Consider the following 18,811-nt stretch of genomic DNA (forward strand, 5'->3'; position numbering starts at 1 on the left):
TCAACCCTGTCTGGCCAACATCAGCCCACCCTATCAGCAAAGGGGGCTCCGCCCGCAATCGGGCGGAGCGAGCGATGATTACTTCAGGAAGCCCTTTTCCTTGAGATAGGCTTCGGCGACGGATTTTGCCGGCTCGCCGTCGACCTGGATCTTGGCGTTGAGCTTACGCAACTCGTCGGCGGTCAGGCTCTTGAAGATCGGCGAGAGCACTTCCTCGATCTTCGGATTGGCCTTCAACACCTCTTCGCGGATGATCGGCGTCGGGGCATAGACCTGCTGGACGTTCTTGTCGTCTTCGAGAACGGTGAGTTCAGCCGCTTCGATGGCGCCGTCGGTGCCGTAGACCATGGCGGTGTTGACGCCGTTCGTCTGGTCAGCGGCCGCTTTGATCGTTGCCGCCGTGTCGCCGCCGGAAAGAACGACCATCTGGTCGGGCTTCAGCTGGAAACCGTAGGTCGTCTGGAAGGCGGGGAGCGCGCCGGCCGAATTGACGAATTCGGCGGAGGCGGCAAGCTTGGCGGCACCGCCGCCGGCAACCCACTTGCCGAAGTCTGTGAGGCTCTTCAGCTTGTTCGGACCGGCGACATCGCTGCGCACGGCAAGCGCCCAGGTGTTGTTGGCGGGCGACGGCGTCAGCCAGACGATCTTGTTGGCGTCATAATCGAGCTTCTTCGCCAGCTCATAACCCTGGTCGATGTTCTTCCAGGCGGCGTCATCGGCCTTGTTGAAGAAGAAGCCGGCATTGCCGGTATACTCCGGATAGATGTCGATTTCGCCGGCGGTGATCGCCTTGCGCACGACGGGTGTTGCGCCAAGCGCGATGCGGTCCTGCGTCTTGATGCCGTTTGCTTCGAGAGCGAGCGCAATGACGTTGCCGAGCAGCGTGCCTTCGGTGTCGATCTTCGACGAAACGACGACGTCGGCGGCATGGGCCGCACCCACCGCGAAGGCGGAGAGCGAGACGGCAAGTGCGAGTTTCTTCAGCATGGAAAGTCCCCTTTTTCAAAACCATTGAATGTGGCCCAAGCCTCGGGCGGGAGGCCTGCGCATAGGAAATCCGCCGGCGAAGGCGACCAAGCCGCCATCATGCCGGAATTGCGTGCGTCATGGAAATAGCGTTCATGCCCGAAAAATCGATGCAAGCCCCCTCCAGTATTTGCGGTCGCGGCACGATTATGGCGGCGAATGCGGCTCCGCGCGCGGAAACGCATTCCCTTTTCCAAGGCCGGCGCGATTTGTTTTTGTTCCCTTGCGTGTTTCCACGATATTCCCCGGCTCTTTCGCGGTTTCCCGCCGCCCGGTTTTTTATGACGGCAACGATAGCTCGCCTCTCCGGAGGCAGGGATATCTTTTTTCATGAACACAGCATATCGTCCGGTTTTTCCAGCGCTTTCCGGAGGCGACCGTTTGCATCTTGGTGCCCTGTTCATCGCAAGCCATGTCCTGACCTCCGGTTCGGTGCGCGAGACCGCGCGGCGCTTCCAGCTGTCGCCCTCCACCGTCTCGACGGCAATCCATAATCTCGAGACCGAACTGGCGATGAAGCTGACGGAACGCGCTTCCGGCGAGTTGGCGACGCTGATTGCGAGCGGCAGGGTGCTGGAAGGCCTGGAACCGATCATGGCTGCAATCGCTGAACTCGGCCAATGGGCCGGTCACGACGGCGCCGCCGCCGGGATCAACGAAGCCTGGGCATCCCGCATTCCCGTCAAGATCGTCACGATGGAGCGTTTTCTCGAAGTTGCCGACCAGGGTAGCATCAATCGGGCCGCCCGCCGTCTTCGCCTCGGTCAGCCGCAGCTTTCGCTTCAGCTTGCCAATCTTGAGAAATTTTTAGGCCATCGCCTGTTCGAGCGGCAGGCGCAGGGCTCGGTGCTGACGGAGGAGGGCAGGCGCGCCTACCAGATCTTCATGGCGATCAGCCAGGCGTGGAACGATCTCAAATCGTCGGCCGACGAGCGTTATCGGCGCACCGCCCGGTCGCTGCGCATCGGCTCGATCATCCCGACCGGATCGGAAAGCTGGGTGGCCCGCTGCCTGGGCACGCTGGTTTCGGAGTGGAATGCACGCCGCAACAACAATGCGATCTCGCTGGTCTCGATGACCGCCGACGATCTGCGCGAGGCGCTGAAGAGCGGCCGCATCGATGTCGCGATCCTGGATTCGGTCTTCGGGCTGGAAAACTTCCGCCATCGCGAACTGCTGCAGACCGACATGGTGGTGATCGCGCCGCCGGATAGTACCGAGACCAGCGTCGCCGATCTCGTTGCCGGCCACCCGATCTGCATGCCGAGCCCGCGCACCGGCCTCGGTCATGCGGCCATGGCCTTCAGCTACGAGCGCGCGCCCAACTGGCGCCTGCGCGGCCAGGATATCACCGCGGCGGATTCGCTGCCGGTCATCGTCGACCTCGTCGCCAATCACGGTTACGTCTCCTTCCTCGGCCGCGTCAGCGCCATGCCGATTGCCGACAAGGTGCGCATCGTCGATCTCGACGAGCACCTGCCGATGTCCTATCACGTCGCCTTCAACCATCGAAAAGCCGCCGCCGATGCCTGCACTGTCATCATCGAGGTGGCGGCGAGAATTACCTCGGAAACCGTGGCGCGCACCATAAGGCCGACGGACGCCGGAGCCAGGGAGACTGCAGCGTGACAATCTTGCTTGAAGTGTGCGTGGACAGCGCCGAAGGCCTTGCCGCCGCGATCGAAGGCGGCGCCGGCCGCATCGAGCTCTGCTCGGCGCTTGAGCTCGGCGGCCTGACGCCGCTGCCGAGCCTGATGAAGATCGCCGCCCGGGCTCCCATTCCGGTCTACGCGATGATCCGCCCTCACGCCGGGCCTTTCATCTTCGACGGGGCAGATGAGGAAGCGATGATGATCGATATTGATGCCGTGCGCGCCGCTGGCCTTGCCGGTGTCGTCATCGGCGCCAACCGGCCGGATGGTACGCTCGACATGCCGTTGATCCACCGTTTGAAGGCGCATGCGGCCGGCCTCGGCTCGACGCTGCATCGCGCTTTCGATCTGGTGCCGGATGCCGACCAGGCGCTGGAACAGGCGGTCGAACTCGGCTGCGAACGCATCCTGACCTCCGGCTGCGCCCTGAAGGCCACCGACGGTCTCGACACGCTGAAGCGCATTTCGGCAAAGGCCGCCGGCCGGATCGCGATCATGCCCGGCAGCGGCATCCGCCCGGCAAATGTCGGCGAGATTTTGAAGGCGACCGGCGCTCGCGAGGTCCACGGCTCCTGTAGTTCACCGGTCGAAAGCGCCGATCCGCGCGCGGTCGCCTTCGGCTTCGAGGCGAAAAGCACGAACAAGACCGATGTCGCCGTTGTCAGGCAGATGCGCAGGGCGATCGAGGCGGTGGGTCAGAATTTTTAGCCCGCGCCAAAGCGACGGCTATCGGGTCACCTCGACCCAGGAGATCGCCGAGACCAGCCCCTCATCCGGCTGCCGCCACCTTCTCCCCGCCTGCGGGGAGAAGGGACATGCCGCGGACCTCTCCGTCCCCCACTACATCTCGCAGGGCACGTCCCCTCTCCCCGTCAGAACGGGGAGAGGGTTAGGGTGACGGGCAGCCATCGGCGTGAGGGACAGCAAAGACGGCTCATCACTCGCGGTCGTGCACGACGCCCATGATCTCACCCCTGCGGGAGACACTCACGAGGAGATCGTCCCCGTCTCGCCATGCTCTGATCAGATATCGTTCACCCACGTCCCTCACATCTCTGACGCGATAACCACGCCGTTCGAGGAGGCGAACCGCATCGTCTGGCCCGAAATTGTCCCGACCCGAACGCCATCCGCTTCGCTGGTCGTGGTGGCGATTCCATCGCTGCAGAAAATCCGTTTCCGTCTGGTTATCGTCAGGATCAGCATAGAATTCCGATCCCTGGCCTTCCTGGATGACCACCTGCGCACGGGCAGGCACCACAAGCGGCATTGTCAGCGCAATAGTCATTGCCAAGGAAGCAATTCGCATTTTCATCGCCCGACCCTTTCCATCACTCAATTGATGAACATCTGCCGAGTATCCGCCGGGCCCTACTTATGGACCCTTCCGTTTTCGTCTGTGTGCTTTTTGATTGAGAAATGTTGCGCGAAATCGCCGGCGCCGGTCTGAGTCGGAACCGCGTTGTTTCCGGGCTCATCCATCAGAACGTCTTGTGGAAAGACCAAAGGCCAACGGCTCCCGGCGGGATTTGCCGGAAGCGTTCAAGGCAATCGCTATGCGACTTCTTACCTTGGGATTGCCCTAGGCACCGATGCGGATCACCGCCTTGATCAGCCCATTCTTCTCATGCGCCCAGCGCGCGAGATCGCGCGGCGCATCGGCAAGTGTCGTGCGGTGGGTGATGAGTTTGTCCACCGGCACCAGCCCTTTGGCGATGGAATCCGCCACATGCTCGAAATCGACGCGGGTGGCGTTGCGGCTGCCGATCACCATCATCTCGCGCTTGTGGAATTCGGGGTCGGAGAAGCGGATATCGTCCTTGACGACGCTGACCAGCACCAGCGCGCCGCCATGGGCGACGAAGGAGAAGGCCTTCTCCATCGAAGGGCCGTACCCCGTCGCGTCGAAGACCACGTCGAAACCGTCGCCATTGGTCTTTTCCCGTACGGCCTCCGCTGTCGCCTCGTTGGCAACGATGCCGGAGGTGAAGCCGAAGCGCTCGGATGCCATCTGCAGCCGCTCGGTGCTGGTATCGAGCAGCGTCACCTCATGGCCTGCGATGCGCGAGAAGATCGCCGCCCCGAGGCCGATCGGCCCGGCGCCGATGACGAGCGCCCGCGCTCCGGCACCGGTCATCGAACGGCGCACCGCATGCGCGCCGATCGCCAGAAACTCGGTGGTCGCCGCCGCCTCGAGGCTTACACCTTTGGCGGCATAGAGGTTCTCGGCCGGAACCGAAATCTCCTCGCAGAAGGCGCCGTCGGTATGGACACCGAGCACCTTGATATTGGTGCAGCAATTCGGCTTGCCCTGACGGCAGGCGATACATTGCCCGCAGGAGAGATAGGGATTGACGATGACGGGCGTGCCGACTGCGATAGTGACGCCGTCGCCCGCTTCCAGCACCGTCGCCGAGATCTCATGCCCCATTACCCGGGGATATTCGAGGAAGGGATGTTTGCCCTCGAAGATGTGGTAATCGGTGCCGCAGATGCCGACATGGCTGACGGCAAGCCGCACCCAGCCGGCGGCGGGAGCCGCTGGCGAAGGGCGCTCGACGATATCGAGCACGCCGGGCTCCCGGCAAAGAACTGCTTTCATGACGGGTCTCGCATTCCTGAAATGGAAGAAGCCGGCTTGTTCAGGCCGGCTGTCTCTTGTCGCTCAATTGCTCTTGCGGCGGCGCAGCTGGTCGAAGAACACGATCACGATGATCAAGAGACCGGTGATGATACGCTGCCAGAAGGAGTTGACGTTCAGAAGGTTCGCGCCGTTGTTGATGGTGGCGAGAATGAACGCGCCGATCAGCGGGCCGTGCACAGAGCCGACCGCGCCGAACAGGCTGGTGCCGCCGATAACGGAGGAGGCGATCGCCTGCAGTTCCCAGCCGTCGGCCTGTGTCGCATTGCCGATGGCGATGCGCGAGGCCAGCAGCACGCCGACGAAGGCGGCGAAGGAGGCCGAGAGGATATAGGCAAGGTAGATCATGCCCTTGACGTTGACGCCGGAAAGGCGCGCCGCCTCGGCATTCGAACCGACCGCGAAGAGATAGCGGCCCCAACGGCTCAGATGCAGGAAGATGAAGGAGGGGACCGCCACCAGGATGACCATCCAGAACAGGCTCGGAATACTGAGCAAATCGGCGCGGGCGAAATTGCTGAAGCCCTCATTGGTAATGTTGATCGTCGAACCGTTGGTGATCAGCAGGCCGATGCCGCGCAGCGATGTCAGGGTTGCCAGCGTGATGATGAACGGCGGCAGGCCCATATGCACGATGCCGAAGCCATGGAAGGCGCCGATCGCCACACCCATGAGCAGCGTCAGCGCGATCGCACCCCATACCGGTACGCCCGCCTGCAGCAGCCAGGCGATGATCACCGTGCAGAAGCCGACAATGGCGCCGACCGAAAGGTCGATGCCGGCGGTGATGATGACGAAGGTTTGGCCGAGTGCGAGGATCGCCGTCATAGCGCCCTGACGCAGCAGGTTCGAGATGTTGAGCGGCGTCCAGAAGCTCGGGGTGACAACGGCGAGCACGATCCAGAGGAAGATCAGCAGGCCGATCAGCGTCAGGCCGAACAGGATGTTCATTTTCCGGCGCGGCGGCGGTGCGACGATTTCTGTGGGGGTGGCAGTCATGAATTTTCTCCCTCTTATTCTTTTGGCTCAGACGCCGATCGCTTCGCTGAGCACTTGTTCATGCGTCGCCGCATGGAAATCATGGCTCGCGACGATTTTGCCGGCGCGGAAGACGTGTAGCCGGTCGGCCAGTTCGTAGACCTCGGGCAGGTAGGAGGAGATCAGGATGATGCCCGCGCCGTCCTTCAGAAGCTTGGCGAACAGCCGGTAGATTTCCGCCTTGGTACCGACGTCGACGCCGACGGTCGGCTCGTCAAAGATGAAGAGCCGGGCGCCGTGGCTCAGCCACTTGCCGATGACGATCTTCTGCTGGTTGCCGCCCGACATGCTGGAGGCCGGAACGCGCCGGCTCGGCGTCTTGATGCTGAGATCGCGGATCTGCTTGTCGGCATTGGCCGATTCGCGTGCGTGATTGATGACGGGGCCGTGGCTGAGGCGCCCGAACACCGGCAGGTTGATGTTGAGGCCGATCGGCAGGTTGAGGCAAAGCCCCTGGTCGCGCCGGCTTTCGGGCGCGAGCGCAATGCCGAGTTCCATGGCGGTGCGTTCGTTGCGGATATCGACACGTTTGCCCCTCCAGTGGATTTCGCCGGCGCTGATCGGCTGGCGTCCGTAGAGGCCGAGCGCGAATTCGCTGCGGCCGGCGCCGATCAGCCCGTAGAGGCCGACGATCTGTCCTGCCTTGACGCTGAGCGACACGTCTTCGAAACCCGGGCCGGAGAGGCCCTTGACCTCGACGATCGTCTCGCCGATCGCAATCTCTTCCTTGTGGTAGATCTGCTCGATCGAGCGGTTGATCATCAAAGCGATCAGTTCGGCATCGTTGGTCTCGCCGATCAGCCGCGTGCCGACATGCGTGCCGTCGCGCAGCACCGAGACACGGTCGGCCAGCTCGAACACTTCTTCCATGCGGTGGCTGATATAGACGATGGTGACGCCTTCGCCCTGCAGGCGGCGGATCAGCTTGAAGAGCTGCGCCGATTCCTGGCGCGTCAGATAGGCGGTGGGTTCGTCGAAGATCAGGAACTGCGTGCCGCGCATCGCCGCGCGCGCCGTCGCCACCAGCTGCTGCTGGCCGATCGTCAGCGAGCTCAACAGCGCACCGGCCGGTAGGCCGAAGCCGAGATCGTCAAGCACGGCCTGCGCCATCTTCTCCATCTGCTTCTTGCGCATCAGGCCGTAGCGGTTGACCTCGTCGCCGAGGAAAAGATTGGCGGCAACCGTCAGGTGCCGGCAGAGCACGACTTCCTGGTGGACGGCGTTGATGCCGCGGGCGATCGCCTCGTTCGGCGTAGACAGCCCCACCGGCTGGCCGCACCACAGCACTTCGCCCGCCGTGCGGGTAATGACGCCGGTCAGCAATTTGATAAGGGTGGATTTGCCGGCGCCGTTTTCCCCGACGATGGCGTGGATTTCACCGGCAAGGAAGGTCAGCGTCGCTGGCTTCAGCGCCTGCACATGACCATAATTCTTCTGCAGGCCCTTGAGTTCGAGGATAGGCGATCCGGCGGGAATTCGATTGGCTTCTTTCAGCGTCGCGCTGTCATCATGGCGATGACTGACCTCTTCCAGTCCGATCATGGACCTCTCCTCCTTGTGTCGCCTCTGCTCTCCATCCCGCACAAAACATACCACGGATGGAAAAGGCCGCGCCGGTTTTTGAAGCCGGCGCGGCCTGTCTGTTTTTGTTACTTGATCTTCGGGTTCAGTAGCGCGTCGATCTTCGGATCGGCCATGTTCGCCTTGGTGACGAGATTGGCACCGGTATCGACATTTTCCGGAACCTTCTCGCCCTTGGAGACGGCAAGCGCGGTCTTCACGCCGTCATAGCCCATGCGATAGGGGTCCTGAACGACGAGGCCGGCGATCGCGCCATCCTTGAGGAAGCCCACCGTCTTGTCGTCGCTGTCGAAGCCGATGACCTTGATCTTGTCGCCGAGCTTGTTTTCGGCGATCGCCTGGCCAACGCCCTGCGCCAGGATCAGGTTCGAGGCGAAGACGCCGACGAGGTTCGGGTTGGCCGTGATCAGGTCGGTCATCATGTTGAGGCCGGTCGTCGCCTGGCCGTCGCCATACTTGTCGGCGATGACCTTCAGGCCGGGATGCTTGGTCTTGATCTGATCCAGGAAGCCTTCGCGGCGCTGCTCTAGCGAGCCGACGCCGGGAAGATTGGTGAGGATGACGATATCGCCTTCTTCCTTGCCGGTCATCTCCTTGATGGCGGCGGCAAGACCGTCGGCGGCGATGCGGCCGCCCTGGACGTTGTCGGTCGTCAGGAACGACTTGAACGCTTTGGAGTCGGCGCCTGAGTCGATGCCGATGATCGGAACCGACTTGGCGGCTTCATCGATCGGCTTGCCGAGCGCCTTGAATTCGGTCGGCGAAATGACGACGGCGGCCGGCTTGCCGGCAACGGCGTTCTCCAGAATGCTGATCTGGCCGTTGACGTCGGATTCGGCCTGTGCGCCGAGTTCCGGCACGTTGACGCCGAGATCCTTGCCGGCCTTGCGGGCGCCGGCCAGAACGATCTGCCAGTAGAAGGACGTCGTGTCCTTGACGATGATCGGGATCGTCACGTCGGCGGCAAACGACGTTGCCGGCATCGCCGTGGCGATGACTGCGGCACCTGCAAGCGCGGTAAAGGCGCGGCGGGACAGAAGGGATTTCACGATACTCATAAGGGTTCTCCTCTCAGGGTGCGTTCTCCTCCAAATAAATCGGCCGCTGAACGCAGGCGGACGATTTTTATCGATAAAAAACATTTGCCGGGTGAAGCTAGCCGAGGCGCAATCAAATTGCAAGAGCGCCAAACCGGCTTTTTTTCTTTGGCAAACTCCCGCCAAGCAACTGATTTTATTCCAATACCACGATACCCTAAAATAAGGATCAGGCCATGTCGACCTCATCAGGATGGACTACGCCTTTTTTCAAAATCAGGTTGCCGTACAGCCGGAATTCCGTCGTCGCGACGATGTAGGTGGCCTTGCGAGCCATCGCGTAGAAAGCAAAACGCTCTACCGGCACGATGCGGAAATCGCCGGCATGCTTGGAAACGATCTGCTGGAATTCGGTGCAGACCTCCGGCATCGCATCGGGATCGCCGACCACCTCCATCCGCCACGCCGCTTCCGGCACGAACGTGTCGAGCGGCATATGTGTCAGGATAGCCTCGGCCATCGCAGTGGCGCTGACGCCGTCGGCGCGGATGACCGGCGGACCCATCGAGCCCGAGGGAAAATTGGCGTCTGATATGACGATGTCGTCGCCATGCCCCATGGTCTTCAGCGCATGGAGCAGGTCGGGGCCAAGCAGCGGATGAATACCCTTGAGCATAGTCTCTCCTCAGACTCGGACGGCTTCGGCGCCGAGCGGCGGCGCGACCAGCGTATAGGGTTCGAATTCGGCATAGATCTCGTCGGCAAGCCGCGGCTCGACGATCTCCATATTGCGCGTCAGGCTGGACGGCTTGGCCGTGCCGATCAGCACTGAGGCGACGATCGCCTCGCGTAGCGGAAACTGCAGGGCGGGCGCTGCCAGCGATACGCCGTGACTTTTGGCGATCGCCTCCATGGCGCCGACCTTGGCAAGCACGTCGTCATCAGCCGGCATATAGTCGAAATGCGAACCCGGCACCGGGCCGGTGGCGAGGATGCCGGAATTGAAGACGCCGCCGACGACGAGCGACGTGCCCTTCTGCCGGCAGAGCGGCAGCAGTTCGGCGACGGCCGAGCGGTCGAGCAGCGTGTAGCGGCCGGCAAGCAGGATGCAGTCGAGATCGGAATGGCGCATGACGTCGAGGCAGACGGGCACTTCGTTGACGCCGAGGCCGAAGGCGGAGATCGCGCCAGACGACTTGAGTTCCTCCAGCGCCTTCACGCCGGAATCGAGAAACTGCTTCTGGTGGACCGCGTTTTTCGCCGCGCCATGTGTGTAGACGCCGAGATCGTGCACATAAAGAATATCGATGCGGTTGAGGCCGAGGCGCGCATAGCTGAATTCGACCGAGCGCATGATGCCGTCATAGGAATAGTCGTAATCGGCATCGAAGGAGAGCGGGTCGACATAGCTGTAATCAGGCACGGTGCCGGTCGGCACCGGCCGAAGCAGCCGGCCGACCTTGGTGGAAAGCACGTAACTGCGGTCCGGCTGGTCGCGCAGGAAATCGCCGACCCGCCGTTCGGCGAGGCCGAGCCCATACCAGGGCGCCACGTCGAAATAGCGGATGCCGCTGTCCCAGGCCGCCTGCAGCGTATCCATCGCCTGCTCGCGCGGGCAGGCGCGGTAGAGACCGCCGAGAGCGGCGGCACCGAAACTGATTTCGGTCACCTCCAGCTTGGTCTTGCCGATCCGTCTCGTCTTCATCATGCCTCCTCGCGAAGAACTTGAGCTTGGTCTATGGAGCAATCCCAGGAAAAGTGTGAAGCGGTTTTCCGTCCGGGATTGCGTACTTCAAATCAATCCCAGGAAAAGTGTGAAGCGGTTTTCCTGGGATTGCGTCAAAGCAAAGGTTAGAGCGTCGCGCCCAGATGCCAGGGCACGAATTCATTGTCGCCATAGCCGAAGAGCTCGCTCTTGGTCTTCTTGCCTGATGCCGTATCGACGATCAGGTCGAAGATCTCGCGGCCCTTGCCGCTGATCGTCGCATCGCCGGTGGCGATCGTGCCGCAATCGATGTCCATGTCCTCTTCCATCGAGGCATAGAGCGCCGAATTGCTGGAAAGCTTCAGCGACGGCGCCGGCCGGCAACCGAAGCAGCTGCCGCGACCTGTCGTAAAGGCGATCATGTTTGCCCCACCGGCCACCTGGCCGGTCGCCGAGACCGGGTCGTAGCCGGGCGTGTCCATGAAGACGAGGCCGGGGGCCGTGACCCGCTCGGCATAACCATAAACCGCCGTCAGCGGCGAACGCCCGCCCTTGGCGACCGCGCCGAGCGATTTTTCAAGGATGGTCGTCAGCCCGCCGCGCTTGTTGCCGGGCGACGGATTGTTGTCGAGCGAGGCGCCGTGCAGCGCGACGTAATCTTCCCACCAGGCGATCTTGTCGTCGAGCTTCTTTGCCACCTCGTCGCTGACGGCGCGGCTGCGCAAAAGGTGCTCCGCACCGTAGATTTCCGAAGTCTCCGACAGGATCGCCGTGCCGCCGGCGGCCGCCAGCAGGTCGGCTGCGACACCGAGCGCCGGATTGGCGGTGATGCCGGAAAAGCCGTCCGAGCCGCCGCATTGCAGGCCGATGATGATCTCACCGATCGACATCGGCACGCGCTTTTCCTTGCCGACATCGGCAGCGATCTCGCGCAGCATGCCCATGGCGCGCTCGACTGCGCGGCGCGAACCGCCGGCATCCTGGATGTTGAAATGCCGCTTCGAGGCGCCGGCGCCGCTCTGGCCGTACAGCGTCAGCTGGTTGACCTCGCAGCCGAGGCCGATCATCAGGACGCCGCCGAAATTCACATGTCTGGTGTAGCCGGCGAGCGTCCTATGCAGCACGTTCATGCCGTCGCCGGTCGAGCTCATGCCGCAGCCCTGGTCGTGCACGATCGGCACGAAACCGTCGATGCCCTCGTAATGCGGCAGGATCGTCCGGTTCGCCTCGTCGGCGATCGCCCGGCAGACCGTGGTGGAACAGTTCACGCTGGCGATGATGCCGATATAGTTGCGCGTCGCCGCCCGCCCGTCGGCGCGGCGATAGCCCATGAAGGTGCGCGCCTTGTCATCGGTGGTCGCCGTTTCCGGCGCCGAATTGGCGGTCGCCGCCAGCCGGTCGTTTTCGAAATGCAGGTTGTGGCTGTGCACATGGTCGCCGGCCTTGACCTCGGCCGTCGTGCGGCCGATCGCCTGTCCGTACTTGACCACGGGTGATCCGAGCGGAATATCCGCAATCGCCACCTTGTGGCCGGGGTCGATCTTCTCACGGGTCTGAATGCCGGCAACCGTCGAACCCGGCGCAATTGCCGCCGTTGCGACCGCGACATTGTCGCCGGCCGAAAGGATGATCCAAGGCAGTTTGTCCAAGTCTCTATCTCCCTGGGAAAGGCTCGCTACATCGGCGAAAGCGCATTGATTTTGTTTTTTATCTACAATAAACATTTTCAAGTCAACGGGAATATTGATCCTGTGGACGAGGGAGGCAATGAGCCGCAGGCGACCGGAATTAAGCTAAAGGTCGTTTGAACAAGCCCCGGTCCGCTCCGTCCTGCTTTGAAGCGGGCGACGGTCACGAGGGCGGAAAGCGGGGTCTGGTGGCAAGGCAGAATACGGTCTTCAAGGAAGCCTACAACAGGTATGCGGCAGCCCTGCGTACGGATACGGCGCTGCCCTCGGAACCGGAGATCGCCGCCCAGCTCGGCGTCAGCCGCTCGACGGCGCGCGCCATCCTGACGCGGCTCAGCGAAGAGGGCATCATCCGCTGGAACAAGCGCCAGAAGATCGTGCTGCGCCAACCCACAGACCGCGACCTCTTTCCCTCCGAAGAAACCGATTCCCTGCACGATATTATCGAGCGCAGCTTCATGCAGCGCATCCTTGCCGATGATGCAGCACCCGGCATGCAGATCAACGAATTGGAGCTTGCCCGCGAGATCGGCACCGGCACGACCAGCGTACGCGAATTCCTGATCCGTTTCTCCCGCTTCGGCCTCATCGAGAAACGCCCGAACAGCCACTGGACGCTCAAAGGGTTCACCCGCGAATTCGCGCTTGAGCTTGCCGATGTGCGCGAAATGTTCGAGCTGCATTCTGCCGCCGAATTCGGCCGGCTTTCCAGGGATAATCAGAGCTGGGCCGATCTTGCCGCCATCCGCGACGAACATCACGCCATGCTTGCCGACATCAACCAGCGCTTCAAGGATTTCTCCGTCCTAGACGAGCGCTTCCATTTGCTGATCCACCGCGCCTCGAAGAACCGCTTCATCGCCGATTTCTACGACGCGATCGCCATCGTCTTCCACTATCACTACCAGTGGAACAAGACCGCCGCCCGCCAGCGCAACGAGCGCGCCATCCACGAACATCTGGATTATATCGCAGCCCTCGAATCCCGCGACCAGGCGGCAATCGAAACCGCCTGCCGCGCGCATCTGCACTCCGCCCGCCAGACCCTCCTGCAATCCCTGCCGCAGATCGCCACCGAATCCGCTTGAGGAGGTGAGAGCAGTTCCGGGAAAGGTGCGTTTTATGGGGGCAAATGCCATCAGTGACCGGCGATGCGCAGAGTTGCACGCATCCCATTTGTCCACCATCTGGAAGTTGGCGCCAAAATGTGATTCAGAGAGAGAGAGAGAGAGAGAGAGAGAGAGAGAGACCGGCGTGATGGTGACGGCACTGCCGGGGCGTCACCGGAATTCAAGGCTATGATAGAGCAGTTTCGGGCTTGGTCTGTGATTATCGGCCTGACGCTATTTAGTCCTTTGCCGCTGAGCGTCCCGTTAGTGTGGCTGGTTCAGAGAGAGCTGCACGATAAACAATCCGCCGTACTCAAGGCTGCCGAACAACCGGCACTATTTTATCTGATCGTCCTTTTCTTTTTCTGCGATGGGCTGATTTGGGCACATCTCTGCCTGACGGCTGCATTCAGGCGCTTTCGCCTGAGACCACGACGTTAATCCGAGCAAGAAGGAATTGGCTCGGCGCCAGCCTCTGCCCCTCATCCGGCTGCCGCCACCTTCTCCCCGTTCTGACGGGGCGAAGGGGATATGCCGCAACCTCTCCGTTCCCCGCTACCTCTAGCAGGGCACGTCCCCTCGCCCCGTTTACGGGGAGAGGGTTAGGGTGAGGGGCAAATCTTGAACGGTTACTTCGCAAGCTTCGCCGGCGCCAATCCGCCCTTGGCCAGGAGATCGGCCTTTGAGGCTCGACCCCGGCAAGGTTAGGGTGAGGGGCAGATGTTTTTCGATACGGTGGATGGCAGCGATCATGAAACATTTCGATGTGTAAGCCGTTATCGCGCTTATGGCCGACGCTAAACTCAAACCGAAATCGGTCGACGGCACCGAACCGCACGGTGCCGGGAACTCGCCCCAGGAGACGGCATCGACTGTCGAGGTCATGCCGCCGCCAGATGCCATCGAACCTGATCCGGAGCTGACCCCTGAAGAGGCCGAGCAGGCGCGCAAGCGGTATTTGCTGAAGCGTTTCTGGATCAGCGCGCGCCGCTATTGGGGCCGTGGCGGTGATAAGCTCGCCTGGCCGTGCACCATCGGGTTATTGACCCTGATCGGCATGAATGTCGGCTTCCAGTACGGAATCAATCTCTGGAACCGCGCGATTTTTGACGCCCTGGAGCAACATAATGCCCGCACCGTGTATTTCCTGAGCGTCGTATTCCTGCCACTGGCGCTCGGAACTGCAGCCCTTGTCACCACACAAGTCGCCCTTCGCATGATGATCCAGCGCCGCTGGCGTTCCTGGCTGACGACCGCCGTCATCGCGCGCTGGCTCGCAAGCGGTCGTTACTATCAGTTGAACCTCATCGGCGGCGACCACAAGAACCCCGAAGCGCGCATCGCGGAGGATTTACGGATTGCCACCGAAGCACCTGTCGATTTCATCTCTGGCGTCATTGCCGCCTTTCTGTCGGCCTCGACCTTCATCCTGGTGCTCTGGACGATCGGCGGGGCTCTGACTCTGACGATCGCCGGTTGGACCGTCACCATTCCCGGCTTTCTCGTCGTCACTGCGGTCCTCTACGCCGCGATCACCTCCAGTTCGATGACGGTCATCGGCCGCCATTTCGTCCGCGTCTCCGAGGCGAAAAACCAAGCGGAAGCCGAATTTCGCTACACGCTGACGCATGTGCGGGAAAACGGCGAGAGCATCGCCTTGCTCGGCGGCGAGGAGGAGGAGCGGAACGACCTCGGCAAGACCTTTGCCAACGTGCTCAGGCAATGGGCGCTCCTTGCACGCCAGCACATGCGCACAGCCCTTGTGTCGCAGGGATCGAGCCTGTTTGCGCCGGTCGTCCCGGTTCTGCTGTGCGCTCCAAAATTTCTCGAAGGCAGCATGACGCTTGGGCAGGTCATGCAGGCTGCCTCTGCCTTCGCCATCGTTCAGAGCGCGTTCGGATGGCTGGTCGACAACTATCCCCGTCTCGCAGATTGGAACGCCTGTGCCCGGCGTATCGCTTCGCTGATGATGTCGCTCGACGGGCTCGAGCGCGCCGAACAGAGCAACGCGCTCGGACGCATCAAGCGCGGTGAAACGGAAGGCGAGGCGATGCTCAGCCTGAACGATCTCTCCGTGTCGCTTGACGATGGCACCGCCGTGGTCAAGGAAACCCAGGTCGTGATCGAGCCAGGCGAGCGGGTGCTCGTCGCCGGTGAATCCGGTTCGGGCAAGAGCACGCTGGTGCGCGCCATCGCAGGTCTTTGGCCGTGGGGTGAGGGCAGCGTCAATTTCCACGCCGACAGACGATTGTTCATGCTGCCGCAACGGCCCTATATCCCGTCCGGGACGCTTCGCCGTGCCGTCGCCTATCCTGGCGCCGCCGATAGCTGGACGCCGGATGAGATCAAGGCGGCGCTCGACAAGGTGGGGCTCGATTATCTGAACGACAAGATCGAGGAAGACGCGCCCTGGGACCAGACATTGTCGGGCGGTGAAAAGCAGCGGCTCGCCTTTGCGCGTCTGCTGCTCCACCACCCCGATATCATCGTACTGGATGAAGCAACCTCAGCACTCGATGAGAAGAGCCAGGATAAGATGATGCAGATGGTGATCGATGAATTGCCTGAAGTGACGATCATCAGTGTCGCGCATCGGGCTGAGCTCGAAGCCTTCCATAGCCGCAAGATCACGCTGGAGCGGCGCGAGGGCGGCGCAAAACTTGTCAGCGATATCGATCTTGTCCCGCGCAAGAGAAAACGGAACTTGCTGTCACGCGTTTTGAAGAACCCCTCCCTGCCGAAAAACAGCACGACCTCGAATAAAGACAGCGCAGTCCCCGAATAGAATTGTCCGTTTGGCCACAAAACCATCAATCGCCTGACGAAGCCTCTGCGTTCGCAATCTGATCCAGATTTTCGATCAGCCGCTTGAGCAGATCGACCAATTGTCCCGCTTCCGCACCCGTGAACCCGGTCAATGCCTCACGATTCCTCTGGAACAAGGCCGTAATTGCCTCCGGCATGCGTTCCTGTGCGGTTCTTGTCAGCACGATGCGGCTGCTGCGGCCGTCAGCCGGGTCGCGTGTCCGCTCGATCAAGCCATCCCTCTCCATGCGTGCGAGCATTTGCGCCATCGGCGGTTGCTCGATCCTGGCAAAGCGGGCGAGGTCGCGCTGTGTGCTTGCCTTGCCATTTTGCAGCGCGACGAGGACAGGCAACTGACCGACACCGAAGCCGAGCGGTTTAAGCCGTGACTCGCTGAGGCGGGCAAACCCCCGCGCCGCAAGACTGATGAGATGGCCAGGCGTAGAAAGCACGTCTTCATTCATTCGCTCACCTCTTGCCTGCGCTTGACCGCGAGATATATATGTACGTATGTATCTTGACGCGCGGCAGGAGGCAATGCCGTTTCGATGCCGCCCAGAGAAAGTTTCAATCTCCACTGAGGAAACGAAATGTCCAACAATGATGTCGAAATGATCAAGCGCATCTATGCCAGCTTCAACGTCAGAGACATCGACGCTGTCCTTGCCGTCCTTTCCGACGATGTCGCCTGGGCCAATGGCATGGACGGCGGCCACATCTATGGTCGTGAGGCCGTACGCGACTACTGGGGACGTCAGTGGGCTATGATCAGTCCACACGTCGAGCCGGTCGCATTTAAGGAAACGCAAGATGGCGCCGTCGCTGTCGAGGTGATCCAGTCGGTCTTTGACCTCGATGGCCGGCCGCTGGAGGGGCAGGCCCATGGCCTGAAGGACAAGACCGTGACGCATATTTTCCGCATGGAAGGCGATAAGATCGTTCGCTTCGATATCCAGGATGCCCTGTAAGCCCAGCGTGCTCTGTAAGCTGGTACTCGCTATTCACGGATGACCGCTCCTGTTGCAAAGCGCCATTGTCAGACCCGCCTTTCGCCCGTCGGGCCGCTTGGCTTGTGCGTTCAGTTCGCGCTTAGCCGGCGGTATCGGTTCAGAGCCTGCGAGCTTCCAGACGCCGCTTGTCGCGCTCGACATAGTCGGAGCCCAGCTCTGTCAGACGAAATTGCCGTTTCTGGAATTCCCCGCGGATCAAGATGAAACCTTGCTCTTCGGCTTCGCTCAATGTCTTCAGGCTGGTGCCTTTAGGGGGAGACTGCCAAGCCATGCCATCGGCGCTGTGCAGTAAGACCATGATCTTTATAATTTTGTTTCTCCATGGCTGATGCATGCAGCCGGGCTGCATCGCATCAGCTATCCGCTGGTTCCGTATTCTTGATTTGGCACCATCCAGGTGAAGCCCATTGATTTAAAAGGATTATTTTTGGCTAGTCCGGAGTTTCGCAAAAGCTATCGTATAAAAGCTCCAATAGTCTTGGTCAATTCAATCACTCCGTCCCAACGGGTTTGGTCGCGCCTGGCGATTGGCCCGATGGCGTTTATTTCCATTGAATCCCGACATCAGCGGCGCATAGTGCCGACGTTCCCGGCTTTGCCGGTTGAACGGATGGGGGAGCCGGTGCATGTCAGCAAATCTCGACGATATCCGTAACCAGCAACGTGAGACGTGGGACAAATTTTCCGCCGGCTGGAAGAAATGGGACAGCTTGGTTCTCGGTTGGCTCGCCCCGTTTGGCGACGCCATGCTTCGGCGCGCCAATCTCTCCAACGGCTTTAGCGTGCTTGACATAGCCGCCGGCACTGGCGAACCCGGCCTGACGGCGGCGGCGGCAATCCCCGACGGTCAGGTTGTCGTCACCGATCTCTCGGAAAATATGCTGACTGCTGCCGCCGAAAATGCGGCCAGACGTGGCCTCAAAAACTTCGAAACTCGCCTATGCGATGCGGGAGCGTTGCCTTTTGCCGATGCCAGTTTCGACGCCGTCCTATGCCGGTTCGGGTTTATGTTCTTCCCGGATATCGCTGCCGCCGCCAGGGAGATGGCGCGCGTCGCAAAGCCCGGGGCGCGGGTCTGTGCCGCAGTCTGGAGCGCGCCTGCCAAAAATCCATGGGCGACCACGATCATGGGCACGATCGCCCGCCACGTGGACATGCCCCCGCCGCCCTCCGGTTCTCCGGGCCTGTTCCGCTGCGCGGGGGAAGGCATGATGGTCGAGACCTTCAAAGAGGCGGGCCTTCTCGACGTCGCCGTGGAAGAGGTGTCGGCGATGATGGTGCACGATGCCCCGGCGAGCTACTGGGACTTCATGACCGAGATCGCCGCGCCTGTTGTCGCCGGACTATCCAGGGCCGACGCGGCAACACGGGAGAAGATCCGTCGCGAGGTCCTGGAGCTCGCTCTCCAATCCGTCAGCGACGGCAAGGTTCACCTTCTCTCAACAGCAACTGTGATCACAGGCACGCGATAGCCTCAAAATCTCGTCGACAACGACGGCGAGCGGGAGCGTGGCGTCGA

At 61.5% G+C, this 18,811-nt stretch carries 18 protein-coding genes; 6 read left to right on the forward strand and 12 right to left on the reverse strand.

The genetic code is table 11. The annotated features are described in order from the left end of the window. Positions 1-78: 78 nt before the first annotated feature. Together osmF and ACD590_RS00825 are read right to left on the reverse strand one after the other, a co-directional pair. A complete protein-coding gene (osmF, locus tag ACD590_RS00820; RefSeq protein WP_003545119.1) occupies positions 79-987 on the reverse strand; it encodes a glycine betaine ABC transporter substrate-binding protein OsmF in 909 nt (302 codons plus the stop codon). Then, complete coding sequence (locus ACD590_RS00825; protein WP_439001965.1) at positions 981-1,358, reverse strand: hypothetical protein; 378 nt, start codon at positions 1,356-1,358, stop codon at positions 981-983. Before ACD590_RS00825 ends, osmF begins: the two co-directional genes overlap by 7 nt. A gap of 49 nt (positions 1,359-1,407) precedes the next feature. Between ACD590_RS00825 and ACD590_RS00830 the strand changes: the two genes are divergently transcribed. Both ACD590_RS00830 and ACD590_RS00835 read left to right on the forward strand, forming a co-directional pair. Continuing rightward, positions 1,408-2,655 carry a LysR family transcriptional regulator gene (locus tag ACD590_RS00830; RefSeq protein WP_439003501.1) on the forward strand — a complete coding sequence of 416 codons (1,248 nt, stop codon included), beginning with the start codon at positions 1,408-1,410 and terminating at the stop codon, positions 2,653-2,655. Beyond that, the gene (locus ACD590_RS00835; protein WP_439001966.1) at positions 2,652-3,386 is read left to right on the forward strand and encodes a copper homeostasis protein CutC; all 735 of its coding nucleotides are present in this window, start codon (positions 2,652-2,654) and stop codon (positions 3,384-3,386) included. The genes ACD590_RS00830 and ACD590_RS00835 overlap by 4 nt, the downstream gene beginning before the upstream one ends. Before the next feature lie 229 nt (positions 3,387-3,615). On the opposite strand, the gene ACD590_RS00840 is transcribed toward ACD590_RS00835, so the two are convergent. The 8 genes from ACD590_RS00840 to ACD590_RS00875 all read right to left on the reverse strand — a co-directional run bounded on the left by ACD590_RS00840 (position 3,616) and on the right by ACD590_RS00875 (position 12,329). Beyond that, positions 3,616-3,993, reverse strand: a complete 378-nt coding sequence (locus ACD590_RS00840; protein ID WP_439001967.1) for a hypothetical protein — start codon at positions 3,991-3,993, stop codon at positions 3,616-3,618. 267 nt (positions 3,994-4,260) lie between these two features. Further along, a complete protein-coding gene (locus ACD590_RS00845; protein WP_439001968.1) occupies positions 4,261-5,280 on the reverse strand; it encodes a zinc-binding alcohol dehydrogenase family protein in 1,020 nt (339 codons plus the stop codon). Positions 5,281-5,343: 63 nt separating this feature from the next. Further along, positions 5,344-6,318 (reverse strand): ABC transporter permease, encoded by a 975-nt coding sequence (locus tag ACD590_RS00850; RefSeq protein ID WP_018244613.1) that lies wholly within the window; start codon positions 6,316-6,318, stop codon positions 5,344-5,346. A gap of 27 nt (positions 6,319-6,345) precedes the next feature. Further along, complete coding sequence (locus ACD590_RS00855; protein ID WP_018244614.1) at positions 6,346-7,899, reverse strand: sugar ABC transporter ATP-binding protein; 1,554 nt, start codon at positions 7,897-7,899, stop codon at positions 6,346-6,348. A gap of 107 nt (positions 7,900-8,006) precedes the next feature. Continuing rightward, positions 8,007-8,996, reverse strand: coding sequence for an ABC transporter substrate-binding protein (locus tag ACD590_RS00860; RefSeq protein ID WP_028731590.1), 990 nt, complete (start codon positions 8,994-8,996; stop codon positions 8,007-8,009). 208 nt (positions 8,997-9,204) lie between these two features. Beyond that, the gene (locus ACD590_RS00865; protein WP_018244616.1) at positions 9,205-9,651 is read right to left on the reverse strand and encodes an RbsD/FucU family protein; all 447 of its coding nucleotides are present in this window, start codon (positions 9,649-9,651) and stop codon (positions 9,205-9,207) included. A gap of 9 nt (positions 9,652-9,660) precedes the next feature. Beyond that, positions 9,661-10,680 carry an aldo/keto reductase gene (locus ACD590_RS00870; protein WP_439001969.1) on the reverse strand — a complete coding sequence of 340 codons (1,020 nt, stop codon included), beginning with the start codon at positions 10,678-10,680 and terminating at the stop codon, positions 9,661-9,663. A gap of 146 nt (positions 10,681-10,826) precedes the next feature. Beyond that, entirely contained in the window at positions 10,827-12,329 is a 1,503-nt protein-coding gene (locus ACD590_RS00875; RefSeq protein ID WP_018447674.1) for a UxaA family hydrolase, read from the reverse strand. A gap of 227 nt (positions 12,330-12,556) precedes the next feature. On the opposite strand from ACD590_RS00875, the gene ACD590_RS00880 reads away from it, so the two are divergent. Beyond that, positions 12,557-13,456 carry a GntR family transcriptional regulator gene (locus ACD590_RS00880; protein WP_130651651.1) on the forward strand — a complete coding sequence of 300 codons (900 nt, stop codon included), beginning with the start codon at positions 12,557-12,559 and terminating at the stop codon, positions 13,454-13,456. Between the two features lie 808 nt (positions 13,457-14,264). Further along, a complete protein-coding gene (locus ACD590_RS00885; protein ID WP_439001970.1) occupies positions 14,265-16,262 on the forward strand; it encodes an ABC transporter ATP-binding protein/permease in 1,998 nt (665 codons plus the stop codon). A gap of 25 nt (positions 16,263-16,287) precedes the next feature. Here ACD590_RS00885 and ACD590_RS00890 read toward each other — a convergent pair whose 3' ends face one another. Next, positions 16,288-16,746 (reverse strand): MarR family winged helix-turn-helix transcriptional regulator, encoded by a 459-nt coding sequence (locus ACD590_RS00890; protein WP_439001971.1) that lies wholly within the window; start codon positions 16,744-16,746, stop codon positions 16,288-16,290. A 126-nt stretch (positions 16,747-16,872) separates the two neighbouring features. Between ACD590_RS00890 and ACD590_RS00895 the strand changes: the two genes are divergently transcribed. Continuing rightward, a complete protein-coding gene (locus ACD590_RS00895; protein WP_439001972.1) occupies positions 16,873-17,250 on the forward strand; it encodes a nuclear transport factor 2 family protein in 378 nt (125 codons plus the stop codon). A 139-nt stretch (positions 17,251-17,389) separates the two neighbouring features. On the opposite strand, the gene ACD590_RS00900 is transcribed toward ACD590_RS00895, so the two are convergent. Next, entirely contained in the window at positions 17,390-17,641 is a 252-nt protein-coding gene (locus ACD590_RS00900) for a hypothetical protein (protein WP_018244624.1), read from the reverse strand. Positions 17,642-17,918: 277 nt separating this feature from the next. Here ACD590_RS00900 and ACD590_RS00905 point away from each other — a divergent pair, with 277 nt between their 5' ends. After that, positions 17,919-18,764: a class I SAM-dependent methyltransferase gene (locus ACD590_RS00905; protein WP_439001973.1), complete on the forward strand. Its 846-nt coding sequence runs from the start codon at positions 17,919-17,921 to the stop codon at positions 18,762-18,764. Positions 18,765-18,811: the final 47 nt, after the last annotated feature.

Source organism: Rhizobium sp. 862_C5_N1_2, assembly GCF_051811205.1.
GTDB lineage: Bacteria > Pseudomonadota > Alphaproteobacteria > Rhizobiales > Rhizobiaceae > Rhizobium > Rhizobium leguminosarum.